The sequence below is a fragment of the Nocardiopsis sinuspersici genome (assembly GCF_001998325.1).
GTDB classification, from domain to species: Bacteria; Actinomycetota; Actinomycetes; order Streptosporangiales; family Streptosporangiaceae; genus Nocardiopsis; species Nocardiopsis sinuspersici.
This window is the reverse complement of record NZ_MCOK01000001.1, coordinates 1,977,107-1,990,673: the sequence shown is the minus strand read 5'-3', so window position 1 is coordinate 1,990,673 and position 13,567 is coordinate 1,977,107. Positions and strand designations below refer to the sequence as shown.

Annotated in this window: 12 protein-coding genes and 1 pseudogene; 5 read left to right on the top strand and 8 right to left on the bottom strand. The window is 72.6% G+C overall.

Features of this window, described 5'->3' with window-relative positions; genetic code table 11:
- Window positions 1-65: 65 nt before the first annotated feature.
- The 7 genes and pseudogenes from NOSIN_RS08380 to NOSIN_RS08350 all read right to left on the bottom strand — a co-directional run.
- Window positions 66-872 carry an ABC transporter ATP-binding protein gene (locus tag NOSIN_RS08380; RefSeq protein ID WP_077690188.1) on the bottom strand — a complete coding sequence of 269 codons (807 nt, stop codon included), beginning with the start codon at window positions 870-872 and terminating at the stop codon, window positions 66-68.
- Between the two features lie 89 nt (window positions 873-961).
- Entirely contained in the window at window positions 962-1,789 is an 828-nt protein-coding gene (locus NOSIN_RS08375) for an ABC transporter permease (RefSeq protein WP_077690187.1), read from the bottom strand.
- Entirely contained in the window at window positions 1,786-2,646 is an 861-nt protein-coding gene (locus NOSIN_RS08370; protein ID WP_077690186.1) for an ABC transporter permease, read from the bottom strand. The genes NOSIN_RS08375 and NOSIN_RS08370 overlap by 4 nt, the downstream gene beginning before the upstream one ends.
- A complete protein-coding gene (locus NOSIN_RS27700; protein WP_077690185.1) occupies window positions 2,643-2,879 on the bottom strand; it encodes a hypothetical protein in 237 nt (78 codons plus the stop codon). Before NOSIN_RS27700 ends, NOSIN_RS08370 begins: the two co-directional genes overlap by 4 nt.
- An 86-nt stretch (window positions 2,880-2,965) precedes the next feature.
- Window positions 2,966-3,928: an ABC transporter substrate-binding protein gene (locus tag NOSIN_RS08360; protein ID WP_077690184.1), complete on the bottom strand. Its 963-nt coding sequence runs from the start codon at window positions 3,926-3,928 to the stop codon at window positions 2,966-2,968.
- 258 nt (window positions 3,929-4,186) lie between these two features.
- Window positions 4,187-4,672, bottom strand: a complete 486-nt coding sequence (locus tag NOSIN_RS26680) for a hypothetical protein (protein ID WP_143832887.1) — start codon at window positions 4,670-4,672, stop codon at window positions 4,187-4,189.
- Window positions 4,673-5,058: 386 nt separating this feature from the next.
- A pseudogene (locus NOSIN_RS08350) lies at window positions 5,059-5,238 on the bottom strand (ATP-binding cassette domain-containing protein); the annotation flags it as partial.
- Window positions 5,239-5,433: 195 nt separating this feature from the next.
- Here NOSIN_RS08350 and NOSIN_RS08345 point away from each other — a divergent pair.
- From NOSIN_RS08345 to NOSIN_RS08330, 4 genes are all read left to right on the top strand, one after another.
- Window positions 5,434-6,600, top strand: a complete 1,167-nt coding sequence (locus tag NOSIN_RS08345) for an FAD-dependent monooxygenase (protein ID WP_077690183.1) — start codon at window positions 5,434-5,436, stop codon at window positions 6,598-6,600.
- A 500-nt stretch (window positions 6,601-7,100) separates the two neighbouring features.
- The gene (locus NOSIN_RS08340) at window positions 7,101-7,529 is read left to right on the top strand and encodes a hypothetical protein (protein ID WP_143832886.1); all 429 of its coding nucleotides are present in this window, start codon (window positions 7,101-7,103) and stop codon (window positions 7,527-7,529) included.
- A gap of 609 nt (window positions 7,530-8,138) precedes the next feature.
- Window positions 8,139-8,807 carry a GntR family transcriptional regulator gene (locus NOSIN_RS08335; RefSeq protein ID WP_077690181.1) on the top strand — a complete coding sequence of 223 codons (669 nt, stop codon included), beginning with the start codon at window positions 8,139-8,141 and terminating at the stop codon, window positions 8,805-8,807.
- 161 nt (window positions 8,808-8,968) lie between these two features.
- Entirely contained in the window at window positions 8,969-9,916 is a 948-nt protein-coding gene (locus NOSIN_RS08330) for a sucrase ferredoxin (RefSeq protein ID WP_077690180.1), read from the top strand.
- Between the two features lie 178 nt (window positions 9,917-10,094).
- Here NOSIN_RS08330 and NOSIN_RS08325 read toward each other — a convergent pair whose 3' ends face one another.
- The gene (locus NOSIN_RS08325) at window positions 10,095-11,891 is read right to left on the bottom strand and encodes a serine/threonine protein kinase (RefSeq protein ID WP_227014312.1); all 1,797 of its coding nucleotides are present in this window, start codon (window positions 11,889-11,891) and stop codon (window positions 10,095-10,097) included.
- 407 nt (window positions 11,892-12,298) lie between these two features.
- On the opposite strand from NOSIN_RS08325, the gene NOSIN_RS08320 reads away from it, so the two are divergent.
- On the top strand, window positions 12,299-13,552 hold the full coding sequence (locus NOSIN_RS08320) for a cytochrome P450 (RefSeq protein ID WP_077690178.1): 1,254 nt from the start codon (window positions 12,299-12,301) through the stop codon (window positions 13,550-13,552).
- Window positions 13,553-13,567: the final 15 nt, after the last annotated feature.

Here is a 13,567-nt window from a genome sequence, read left to right as displayed (position 1 = left end):
TCCGCGCGTGGAGCGGGACGGGCGGCGCTCGCGTGCCCGTCCTCCGCCACGGGTGGTGTACTCGGTCAGTGCGCGACGGAGGGGGCGGCGGTCGGGGCCGCCCCGGCGCTCTTCTTGGCCTGCTGGATCTCGGCGTAGACGCGGGCGCGCAGCTCGGTGAAGCGCTCGTCCTGGCGGGTGGTGAGCTGGTCGCGCTCGGTGGGCAGGTCCACGGTGATGTCATCCTGCACCACGGTCGGTGAGGAGGACAGCACCAGCACCCTCTCCCCCAGGTAGACGGCCTCGTCGATGTCGTGGGTGACGAACAGCACGGTCACCCCCATGCGCTGCCAGATCTGGCGGATGAGGTCCTCCAGGTCGGCGCGGGTCTGGGCGTCCACGGCGGCGAAGGGCTCGTCCATCAGCAGGACCTGGGGCTCGTAGGCGATGGCCCGGGCGATGGCCACGCGCTGTTGCATGCCGCCCGAGAGCTGCCAGGGGTAGGCGTGGGCGAAGCTGGTCAGCCCCACCGCCTCCAGGGACTCGTCGACCAGCTCTCTGCGCCGCCCTCGGGGGATCTTCTTCTCCTTCAGCGGCAGCTCGACGTTGGCGCGCACGCTCATCCAGGCGAAGAGGCTGCGCCCGTACTCCTGGAAGACCACGGCCATGCCCGGCGGCGGCGCGGTCACGCTCTGGCCGGCGAGCTCGACGGTGCCGCTGGTGGGCGGCATGAGCCCGGCGATGCATTTGAGCAGGGTGGTCTTGCCGCAACCGGAGGGGCCCACGAGGCAGACGAGTTTGCCCTCGCCCAGGTCGAAGGTCAGGTCGCGCACCGCCTCGACGGCGTTGGCTCCCCCGTTGTAGATCTTCTGCAGGCCGGTGACCTTGAGCATGGTGGGGCGTTCTCCTTGGTGGTTCGTCGTGGCGCCCGGGTTCGCGGCGTCCGCACCCGCGCTGGTACCGCTGTTCGCGCTCATCGCTCTCACTCCCCCCGGTTGGCGGCGCGCAGGCCGCGGTACCAGCCCAGGACGCGGCCCTCGGCGAACTCGAACAGGACCGACAGGGCGAAGCCGATCATCCCCAGCAGCACCATGCCCGCCCACATCTCGGGGATGGCGAAGGAGCGCTGGAACTGCACGACGGCGAAGCCCAGACCGCTGGAGCTGGCGAACATCTCACTGATGACCATCAGGATGATGGCCAGCGCCAACGCCAGTCGCAGCCCGGCCATGATCTGCGGGCTGGCCGAGCGCAGCACCAGCACGCGCAGCCTCGTCGTGCCGTTGATCCCGTAGCAGCGGGCGGTGTCGGCCAGGACGGGGTCCACCGCGCGCACGCCCTCGACGGTGTTGAGCAGGATGGGCCACACGCAGCCGGAGACGATGACCAGGACCTTCATGGAGTCGTCGATCCCGACGAGCAGGATCATCAGCGGCACCAGGACGGGCGGCGGGATGGCCCGCAGGAACTCCAGGACCGGTTCGAACAGGGCGCGTACCCGGGTGGACAGCCCCAGCACCACGCCCAGGCCCACGCCCAGCACCGCGGAGAGGGTGAAGCCCACGGCCAGGCGGGCCAGGCTCGGCAGCACGTCCACGAAGAAGCGCTCGGAGAACCACAGTTCGACGAACGCCGCGGCGATGAGGTCGGGGGTGGGCATGTAGTAGCTGTCGGAGTTGGCGCTGGAGTAGGCGTAGAGGCCGATGAGCAGCGCGGGCAACAGCAGCAGGTGCAGGACCTTGGTGCCCGCGCGCCGCACGGAGGCCGTGGCGCCGGGCCCCGTGCTCAGGGTGGTGGACTGGCTGCTCATGCGGTGGCCTCCCCGCGGACGGACGTGTGCCAGCGCAGGACGCGGCGTTCCAGGACACGCACCCCGATGTTGATCAGCACGCCCAGGGCGCCGGTGGCGACGATGAGCGCGTAGACCGAGGAGACGGCGCCGCTGGACTGGGCGACGGCGATCTCCTGGCCGATGCCGGGAGAGCCGATGATCAACTGGGCGGTGATGGCCAGGATGAGGGCGACCGCGGCGGCCAGGCGCACCCCGGTCATCAGGTAGGGCAGCGTCGTGGGCCAGACCACGTAGCGGATCCGGGCCAGGCGGCCCAGCCCGTAGGAGCGGGCGGTCTGCTCGGCCACGGGGTCCACGTCGGCCACCCCGTAGAGCACCTGGATGTAGATGAGCCAGAAGCAGGCGTAGACCACCAGGAGCAGGGTGGAGCGGAGGTCGGTGCCGTACAGCAGGATGGCCAGCGGGATGAGCGCCACCGAGGGGATGGGGCGCAGGAAGTCCACCGTGGAGTTGGTGAAGGCGCGCACCCGGGGCAGGGCGCCCATGGCGAAGCCGAGCAGGACGGCGGCGACGAAGGCGATGGCCAGGCCCAGGCCCCACCCGATGAGGGTGTCACCGACCGCGATCCAGAGACCGGGTGTGGTGGCGCGCTGGGCCAGGGCGGCCAGGACCGTGGAGGCCGGGGGCAGGAAGCGCTCGGAGACCAGGCCCAGGTGGGGCACGGCCTCCCACATTCCGAGGAAGGCCACGATGCCCACGGCGCCGAGGAGTGGTTTGTTGGGGCCCGTGCGGGCGGCCCCGCGCGGGCGCCCGCCGGCTCCCGCGGGAGCCTCGGGGCGCTCGCGCGCGGTGCCCTGGGTGGTGGTTTCGGTCATCGAATGAACGTGTCCAAGTCGGGTGCGGAGTCGATCAGGCCGTCGGTGACCACCGGTTCGACGAAGTCGGCGTCGGCGGCGTCGCCGCCGCCCACCGGGCGCACCGGGTTCCGCACGGAAGTTTCGCCGATATCGCACAGGTTGTCGATGGCCACGGTGGCGCCACGCGGCCGTGCGGGGGCGGCGGTGCCGCTGCCCCCGGGCACGGCCAGGGCGGTTCGTGTCGCGGTCACGGTCCTCTCCTGCGCGGAGAACGGGGCATGTGGGAGGGGCGCTGTGGGCCCGCCGGGGAGGACGGATGTCCCCGGCGGGCCCGGAGTCACTCCTTGGCGCCGTAGAGGGCGTCCAGGTCGGGCTCGGAGTCGACGAGTCCGTCGGTGACCATCAGGTCGGCCAGGGTCCGCACCGACTCGCGGTTGATCTCGGAGGGGAAGCGGGGCAGGACCAGCTCGTCGATGACGCCCTGGTCGATCTCGGTGTAGGTGGAGATGGTCCGGCGGACCTCGTCGGGGTTGTCCTGGGCGTAGGCCATGGACTCCTCCAGCGCGGCGGTGACGTCGGCGAAGAGCTCGGGGTCCTCGGCCTGGCGCTGCTCGGAGGCGAAGTAGGCGGCCACCGACAGCTCGGGGTGGGTGTCGACGAAGTTGGAGGCGATCTCGCGGTGCCCGGCCTGGCGGATGATCGAGGCGAAGGGCTCCACCGCCCAGACCGCGTCGACCTGTCCGCTGTCCAGCGCGGCGGGCATGTCGGGGAAGGGCAGCTCGACGAACTTCACCGACGAGGGGTCTCCCCCGGCCACGCGCACGGACTGGCGCACGGTGGTGTCACCGATGTTCTTGAGGTTGTTGCTGGCCACGGTGAGCCCCTCCAGGTCACCGGCGTCCTGGATGGAGCTGTCGTCCTGGACGAAGACGCCGCCCATGTCCGCGCCCTGCTCGCCGGTGGTGGTGACGCCGTTGGTGAGGGTGGTCAGGGGCAGGCCCTGCCCCCGGGCGACGATGAGCGAGACGATGTTGCTGAACCCCAGGTCGAACTCGCCGCTGATCACCCCGGGCACGATGGCGGCGCCACCGGAGCTGGACTCCAGCCGCAGGTCGATACCGCGCTCCTCGAAGAAGCCCTGTTCCACACCGAGGTAGACGGGGGCGACGTCGACGATGGGAATGACGCCCGCGGTGACCGTGGTCAGGCCGCCGGAGTCGGAATCGGCCTCCTGCGAGCCGCACGCGGTGGCGGCCAGCAGTACCGCGCCCGTGGTGAGGGCGGCCAACGTTCGGCGCATCAGGAGCTCCAGCCGGTTCAGGGGGCGTTACCGCCCGTTGTTGTACGTTTAGCGAACACGTGTTCTTCTAGCGAACATAAGTGATCCACCTCATCCGGTCAAGGTGATACAAAGGCACATTTGCGTCTCGTGAACAGCCGGTGATGGGATGACCGTGCCTGGTCAGGGCGCTTGCGGGGTGGTCGGTTCGTGTTGACGGCCACGGGGATGTCAGTGGATCGGTCACCGACTTGTCAGTGAGCATCGGCCACGAACATGTCAGTGCTCCTCCTCCGTCTCCTCCTCTGCTGACGGTGAGTGCTCGGGCAGGAGACTGAACCGGACCGCCGGGTCGACGGCGAGCTCGCCCTCGACGGCGTGGGCGGCCAGCCCGGCCGCTTCGGGGTGGTCTTGGAGGTGGTCGAGCGCGGTCCGGAGCCGGGGGTGGGGCCAGTCGAGCACCTGGCACAGCGGTGGGTGTGCAACGGGGGTGCCCGCGTGCGCCAGCGCGGCCAGCACCGTGCGAGCGTCGGCCTCGATGGCGGGGTCCTCGGAGTCGGGCTCGGTGTCCTGGCGGGTGTGGACCAGTACCGGTTCCAGGCCGGGGGCGAGGTCGGCGGGGTGCAGGTCCAACCGGCGGGCGAGGCCGATGAGCACCCGCGTGGGCAGCTCCGGCAGGCGGCGCAGGGCGTCCTCGTCCGGGTGGTGGGGGTGCACGCCCAGCAGGTCCGCGATCTCGCGGACGGTCGCTCCGCACTGGGCCATGCGGTGAGCCGGTACCCGGGCCGGGCCCGGCCGTCGCTCTCGGGCGCGCGGGGGTCGATCCACCGCCACACGGTGCGCTCGCTCACCCCGCGCCCGTCGGCCGTCAGCCGCACGTGCCGGGAGGTGAGCGTCCCCGCCGCGTCGAGCTGGCGCAACCGGGCGGTCGCCGCCTGCCTCTTCTCCGGATCGACCACTGCCCGCCCCCGCGCCCGCACGGCTCCTTCGAGGTGAGTATGCGCCGACACCTTCCGCCGTGTCCGGAGAACGCGCGAACACGGGCGCCCCGCAAGGGGTGACCGAACGTGATCACGGGCGGAGGTCGGGCGCTGGCCGTGACCGTCGCCATCCGGTGGGTCCCGCCGGGCCGGGACGAAACCGAGGACCCGGACCGTGCCGGAGTCGGGGCGCCGCAGCCCTTCCAAGCACTCCACCACGGTGGTCTTGCCCGCCCCGTTGCGGCCGAGAAGCCCGAAGACCTCACCCCGCGCCACGGTGAACGAGACCCCGTTCACCGCCTCGACCCGGCGGTAGTGCTCCACCAGGTCTTTCACCTCGATGACCGTCATGCTTCCAGCGTGGTCGGCGGCGGCGCCCGGCACATCGGTGGACCGGCCGCTGCCCGGCGTCCTCCTTGCCAGGGAGCGCGTTAGCCGACCGGTGGGGTCCACAATGGCCGATCAGTCGATGTGCCGCCTGAGATGTCGACCGCGCACTGGGTAGGGACCACTCCGGTCCGAACCTCACCCGGAAGGCAGGGACGAATGGTCGACGTGCTGGTCATCGGTAGCGGAATCGCAGGTACCGCCGCAGCTCTCGCGCTGCACAAGGCGGGCGTGCGGGTCTCGGTCCACGAGGCGCACCCTGACAGCGGGGCCGATATCGGCGCCTTCCTGACCCTGGCCGGCAACGGGATGACGGCCCTGGCGCAGTTCGGCGCGGACAAGGAGGTCGCCCGGCACGGCTTCCGTCTGACCTCGATGCGCCTCACCGATGGCAGCGGAGCGGAGATCGCCACGTCCCCGCTCGGCCGGGCCGAGGACCCGCTCAGCCGGTACCGCTGTATGCGCCGCGCCGCACTGTGCCGCGCACTGCGGTCGGAGGCCCGGCGCCGGGGGATCGAGGTGCGGCACGGCAGGCGGCTCGCCTCCGCCGTGGAGACGGCGGGCGGTGTCGCGGCGACCTTCTCCGACGGGGAGACCGTCGAAGGCGACCTCCTCGTCGGCGCCGACGGCCTGGGATCCGTCGTCCGGCCGCTCATCGACCCCGGTTCGGTGCCGCGCCGCTACGCCGGGCAGAACATCTTCTACGGGTACTCCACCCGCGCCGACCCGCCCCACACCTCCGAGCGCATCGAGATGATCCGCGGCAGTGCGTCGTCCTTCGGCTACGCGGTCTCACCCGAGGGCGAGACCTCCTGGTTCGCCCGCCTGCCCGGGGATGAGTTGCCGACCGCCGAGATCAACGGGACCCCTCCCGAGCACTGGCGCCGGCACCTGCTCGACACCCTGCGAGCCGACACCACCCCTGCCGCCGACATCGTCGCCGCGACGGACGGCCCTGCCATGGTGACCAACGCCTACGACCTGCCGGTCGGCGGCACCTGGCACACCCGCAGGATGCTGGTCATCGGCGACGCGGCCCACGCCGCCTCGCCGGCCACCGGCCAGGGCGCGTCCATGGCACTGGAGGACGCGGTGGTGCTGGCGAAGGCCCTGCGCGACACGGACAGCACCGCCGCGGCGCTCAGCGCCTACGACCGGCTGCGCCGGGTGCTCGTCGAAGGCAACACCCAGCGGAGCGCCGAGATGACCCGGGGCACGGCTCACCGCGGCCGCGTCACACCGCCGAACGGGTCCGCCCTCAAGGGAGACCAGCACCTTGACCGCCACATGGCCTGGCACGACCGCCTCCCCGTAGCGGACACCTGACGACCGGGCGCTGCCGTCACGCTCGTGCGTTCTCGGGACGCGGGGTCGCACCAACACCGTTGTTCTAGCTGAGTCGAGGGCGCTTTGACGGCTCCGGCGCCCACCGGTGGTGGGGAAGTTGCCGTCGCGGCTGCGAAGCACCACGCTGTGGAGTGCCTGCCAGACCTGTCCACTGTGGTCAGCGTTGCTGTGCCCGGGCTCTGGCGCTCGAAGCGGGCCGTGGTGCTTCGCGCCGCGCACGCGAGGGGGACTTCGCGGGGAAAGTCCCTCCCTGGCCGCCGCGCCTCGACGGCACCACGGCGTGTTGAGGCGAAGCTCGGGTGCCTCCAACCCCGCTCCTCTACGCTCTGCTGCGAAAGCGCAGGTCAAAGCATAGGGATGCCCTAGTGGGCAAACGCTCCAAAAAGCCGCGGGACAAGAGGCTCGGACCACAGAACCCGGCCGCGCGCGAAGCCGCAGCGGCGCCCGCTCCGTCCCCGCCGCCACAACCGAGGCAGAGGGTGCTCCCTCCAGAGCGCCGCACCGTCAAGTACGCCGGAAGTCGCCCCGCTGAGGAGTATCTGGAGGAACTACGGCAGAACGCGAAGACCAACGACTTGCCCGACGACTTCTACGATCGCATCGACCCCACACGGATGGGTCGGCACCCGCTGTTTCGCTACGGCAGGGCCAAGGAGGGCTCGGGCCCCCACGCCGAACCCGTACTCCGAGCGGTCTGCGATGGTGAACTGAGTGGCGCGAGCATCGACGGGATCGGTGTGGCGACCCTCTGCTCGCCCAAGGGGGCCCTCAAGTACCTGCACGGCATGCGGGACGTGGGGTCGCCGGAGGAGCGCGACAGCGTGTGGCACCGAACGAACATCACCCTGGACGAAGCCGAGTACCGCTCACAGGACAGGCCGAACGCGGGGGCGGAGGCGGCGTCCTAGGGCGGTGGCCTGCGAGATCACTGACATCCCCGTGGCCGCAAGCACTGTCGTCTTCGCGGCCGTCAACAGTTCGGTGCCGCCCCGCCCCACGGGCCCGCCGGGCCCGGCCAGGTGAGTGAGCGCTCGACCGGTGGACACCGTGTGCGCCGGGACATCGCGGCGGGAGCGCCTGCCGCGCACGCGCACCGGAGGGACGGGATCCGCGGGGCGGGGACCGGACGAGGGAAGAGGGGGTCGCGCCCGGCTGCGCGCGAAGGCGCCGGAGCCGCCGAAGGCCCTCCCGGCCACCGCGGCGGCTCGAACCGCCGCCTCCGGGGGCCGTGCCCACGGCTCTCGGTGTCCTCGCCCGGGACCTCGGCCCGGCCACGGGCGGGACTGCCGCGGGCGGCCCGACGCCGACAAGGGGCGTGCCCGCGTTCCGGGTCAGGACGGAACCCGGACCACGGACACGGAACCCTCCACCTCATCCTCGGACAGGGATTGTCCGGATGTCAACATTTGAACTTTGAAGTAAACCGGTGCCCGAAACGCCCCCCACCTCCGGGTCCACCCGTACACTCGACGCGGTTTCGGGGCACACGGACCGGGGGCGGACGCGAAGGGAAAGACATGCGCAGGGCGCGGCGGCGCGGACTGGCACACGAGGCGGCCGACCGCGTCCGCGACGCCATCTTCGAGGGGCTGGTACCACCCGGCGCGGCCCTGCGCGAGGTGGAGCTGGCCACCGCCCTGGACGTCAGCCGCGGCTCGGTCCGCGAGGGCCTGGCCGTCCTGGAACGCGAGGGACTGGTGCGCAGCGAGTGGCACCGCGGCGCCCGCGTGATCGACATGAGCCCCGCCGACGTGGACGAGGTCTACACGGTGCGCGCCGCGCTGGAGTGCCTGGCCACCGGCACGGCGGCCGAGCGGGCCGCCCCCGGACACCTGGAGGAGCTGTCGGTCCTGACGGACACGCTGGAGCGGGCGCTGGACGCGGGCGCCGACAGCCCCGCCCTGCTCTCCCTGGACATGGCCTTCCACGACCGGGTCTATGAGATCGCGGGCAACAGCCGCCTGACCCAGGCCTGGCACGGCGTGCGCTCGCAGGTGTACCTGTTCCAGCTCACCCGCATCCGTCTGGGCCACGACCAGTACCGGTCGGTGGTGGTGGAGGAGCACCGCCGCCTGGTGTCGATGCTGGAGCGGGGCGCCACCCCCGCCCTGGCCGAGGCGGCCCGGGAGCACGTGGACTCCGCGCGGCGGGCGCTGGCGCGGATGCTGGCCGACCCGCCCCGGTAGGGCTCCCCCGCCGGGCGCCACGGCTCCCTCCGGACGCCACCCCCGCCCGACGGGAGCATGTACGGGATGGATAGGCTAACCTAACCTTCGCGACTCCGTTTCGCGTGCCCCGCGCCCCGCCCCGGGGACGCCGTGTACCCGCCACCGATTGGACGTGACCCGTGCGCCTGCCCACCGCCCCGGACGGCAGCCGGGGATGCTCGGCCCTGGCCCGCTACACCGGCGAGCCGATCTCCGGAACGGCCGGGCGCACCACCGGATGGCTGCTGGTCGAACACCCCGGCCCCTGGCGCCACCCCGCCTTCACCAGCCCCGGCCTGGACAAGGCCGTGGTCTCACGGCTGGCCGAGCGCATCGCGGGCAGGGACATCAAGCCCCAGTTGATCAAGCGCCCCGGCGACACCGGCCGCGCCGGGGCCGGACAGGGCACCAGGCGCGCCTACTTCGTGCATGTCAGCCGCACCGGTCCCTGGGTGCGCCAGGTGGACTTCACCGACCTGGCCGAACTGCTGGAGTACGACACCACCGCCGTGGAGCGGCCCCGGCCCCCCGCGTTCGGCACCGCCGTGGACCACACCCTGTACCTGGTGTGCACGCACGCCAAGAAGGACCCGTGCTGCGCGGTCCTGGGCCGCCCGGTGGCCGCCGCGCTGACCGGGGGCCGGGCCCAGGTGTGGGAGACCACGCACGTGGGCGGCGACCGCTTCGCCGCCAACCTGGTCGCCCTGCCCCAGGGCGCCTACTTCGGCCGCCTGGAGCCGGAGTCGGCACGGCGCACGGTCGCCGCCTTCGAGCGCGGTGTGGTCCTGCCCGAGAACTACCGGGGGCGGTGCAGCGACTCCTCGGCCGCCCAGGCCGCCGAGGCCGCGCTGCGCGAGCGCCTGGGCGCGGTGGGCGTGGAGGAGCTGACGCACCTGGACGAGGAGGAGACCTCCGAGGGGGTCCGGGTCACCCTGGGCCACGGCGGCGGCCTGTACACGGTCTCGGTGGCCACGGTGGAGGGGCCGGAGTGCCCGACCACGTGCTCGGCGCTCTCCCCCACCCGCCCCGTGCACCACCGGGTGACCGAGATCCGCCGGGAGCGCTCGGAGGCCTCCGCGCTCGGCTGAGGCGTGTTCTCAGGGCCCGGGCGCTCCCATGCCCTCCGGCTCCCGGTCGCCGCGCTCCACAGGACTCGCCCCCGGGATCGGCCGGGACGACGAACCCGTCCCCGTTTCCGTTCCCGGCGCGGAGGCCGGCCGCGTGGGCCCCGCGACGCGGTGCGGGCACCCACACGGCGGTGCGGACTCAGCCCCAGAAACCGAAGCTGTACAGCAACCCGTTGGTCGCCGCGATCGCACCCAGCGCCAGCACCGCGCCGGTGACGAAGGAGGTCCGCAGCGACCGCACCAGGTACTCCAGCGACACCAGGTTGTTGAAGAGGAAGTAGCCCAGCATGGTCGCGTGCCAGAAGGAGTCCATGGTCAACGGCTCGAAGGCGTAGGCCATGCCGTTCCACACACCGCTCTCGGTGGTGAACCACGACCACGCCAGCGCCGCACCGTAGCCCAGCGGGATCTGGACCAGCGGAATGACCAACAGCGGCAGCAGCTTGACGAAACCCCACACTCCCGGCTGGCCGGCCTGGCGCGCCTGTGCCTGCGCCCGGCGGGCGGCCTCCTGCTCGGCGCGCACGCGCTCGCGGTGGGCCCGCTCGGCCTCCTGCCGGCGGCGCTGCTCCAGCCGCTGCTCCTCCGCGCGTCTGTGCTGCTCCTGCTGGTAGCGCTGCTGCTCCTCCATGCGGCGCCGGCGCTGCTCCTCCTGCTGGCGCAGCTGCTCCTGCTGCTGGCGCGGATCGGCGTCGGCCTCGGCGCGCGAGTCGCGCCGCGTGCCGTACAGGTCGGCGTAGGGGTCCCGGTCACCCGGCTCGCCCTGCTGGTACGCGGTGGGCGGCACCTGCTGGGCGCCCGGGAACCGGGCCGTGGGCTGGTAGCCCTGCTGCTGGGCCTGCTGCTGGGTCTGCTGGTAGCCCTGCTGCTGGGTCTGCTCCCCCAGCACCGAGGTGGCGCCGTTGTCGGCCCCCTGCCCCCCGCCCGCGACCCGGGTGGCCTGGTCATCGCCCAGCGCGCCCGCCGCGGCGGCTCCCGCGGCCGCACCGGCCGCACCTCCCAGGGCGGTGGCACCGCCCAGGGCCTCGGTGCGCTGGTGCGCGCCGGTGGCCTGTCCGTCACCGGCCGAGACGGCCAGCGCCTTGTTGACCTTGGCGACCTGCTCCTGCACACCCATCATCACGGCCGGGGGCAGCCAGGCCGGACCCACGTGCACGTCCCCCAGGTAGTCCAGGATCTCCCCCGGGCCGGGACGCCCCTGCGGGTTCTTGGACAGGCACGCGGCGACCAGGTGGCGCAGGGACTCGGGAACGGCCGACAGGTCCGGCTCGTGGCCGATAATGCGCATCACCATGGTGGGCATGTTGCCCTCACCGAAGGGGCCGGCGCCCGTGGCGGTGTAGGCCAGCACGGCGCCGTAGGCGAACAGGTCGCTGGCGGGGGTCAGGGACTCGCCCTGTACCTGCTCCGGGCTCATGAAACCGGGGGTGCCGATGACCGACTGCGTGGCGGCGGTCCCGTCGGTGGCACGGGCGATACCGAAGTCGATCACCCGGGGCCCGTCCTCGGCGAGCAGGACGTTGCCGGGTTTGAGGTCGCGGTGGATGAGGCCGACCCGGTGGATCTCGGCCAGCGCCTCGGCCAGACCGGCGGCCAGCACGCGCACACTGGCCTCGGGCAGCGGGCCGTGCGCCCGCACCGCCTCGTCCAGGGGCAGCGAGGGCACGTAGGAGGTGACCAGCCAGGGCACCTGGTCGTCGGGGTCGGCGTCGATGACCGGGGCGGTGAAGGCCCCGCTGACCTGGCGGGCGGCGGTGACCTCGCGGACGAAGCGCTGGCGGAAGGAGGCGTCGGCGGCCATGTGCGGGTGGATGCGCTTGATCGCCACCGCCCGCCCTCCGGCCGAACGGCCGAAGAACACCTGTCCCATGCCGCCGGAGCCCAAACGACCGATCAGCCGGTACCGGCCGATGCGTTCGGGGTCAGTGCTCTCCAAGGGACCCAACGTCCTCATCCTCCGACCTCTGCGCGCTGCTCTTCCACGCTCTTCCGCCCAGGAACCCCGTGAGCGGCACCGACCGGCGGAGTCAGGCCCCGCCGCCCCGCACCACGGCACGGAAGACCGCCGCGTCCGCTGCGGAGAGGCCCAGTCTAGGGGGTGGCGGGTCCCGCGCCGGCGGTCGCCACGGGCCCGCGCCCCCGTCCGCCCCGCCCGCCCGAACGCCCGCGCCACGCCCTCCGACGGTGTGTCCGCCCCGGGTCCGGCGCGGCCCGCGACGCGCCCAACGCCCCGGGCCGCGGTGGGGTTCCCCGCTGGCCGCAGGCGGCCAAGTCGCCGGTTCCCATGACCTCGCCGGGGGGACGCGCCTAGTGTCGTTGGTACGCAGGAGAGGACCCACGGCCATGCAGATTCTCGACGCCCTTCGCACCGACGCCCGGCTGCGCACCGCCCACGGACTCTCGTGGCTGGCCGCGCAGGCCCGGGACCACCCCAGCCGGCTACTGCACCATCCCTGGCGCGACAACCCCTACCCCACCTACCGGCGGCTGCGCGCCCAGGGCCCCTTCGTCACCAGTCGCCTGGGCTTTCGCACCGCGCACACCCACGAGGCGGTGGGCACACTGCTGCGCGGCCGCGAATTCGGCGTGCAGCCCCCGTCCCAGGAGGCACTGCCCGAGCAGTTCGACGTCCTGGACCTGTCCTTCCTCATGAAGGACCCGCCCGAGCACACCCGGCTGCGCGGGATCGCGCGGCCCGCGTTCAGCCCTCGCCGGATGAAGCAGTACCAGGCCCAGATCGAGAAGACCACCCACGAACTCCTGGACAGGGCCGCCGCCCGCGGCGACTTCGACCTCATGCGCGACTTCGCCCAGCCGCTGCCGATCGCGGTCATCAGCCGCCTGCTGGGCGTACCCGAGGCCGACGACACCGAGTTCGTGCGCATCGGCTACACCGTCGGAGGCGCGTTGGACGGCGCCCGCTCGGCGAGCCACCTGCGCCGGATCCGGCAGGCCACCGCGCGACTGGACGCGCTGTTCGAGCGGCTGCTGGACCAACGGCGCGCCGACCCGCGGGAGGACGTGATCTCCGCCCTGGCCGCCGAGGCCGACGACGGCCGCCTCACCGCCGCCGAGGTCAACACCATGTGCCGTCTGCTCCTGGTCGCCGGATTCGAGACCACGGTGAACCTGATCGGGAACGGGACGATGGCCCTGCTGCGCCACCGCGAGCAGTGGCGGCGCCTGGTGGCCGAGCCCGAGCTGGCCGGAAACGCCGTGGAGGAGGCACTGCGCTTCGACTCCCCCGTGCAGATGACCACCCGCTGGGTCCACGCCGACACCACCGTCCAGGGCCACCATCTGCGCAGGGGCGGCTACGCTCTGTGTCTGATCGGTTCGGCCAACCGCGACCCCGACCGCTTCACCGACCCCGACCGCTTCGACATCACCCGCCCCGACGCCTCCGACCACCTGTCCTTCTCCAGCGGCCTCCACTACTGCCTGGGCGCCCCGCTCGCCCGGCTGGAGGGCCGGATCGCGCTGCGCGCCCTGGCCGAGCGCCTACCCCGGCTACGACCCACCGCGCGGCCCACCCACCGCCGCACCAGCGTCGTACGCGCCCTGTCGACGTTCCCCGTCACCACGGGACACCAGTGAAGACGCACCACGAGA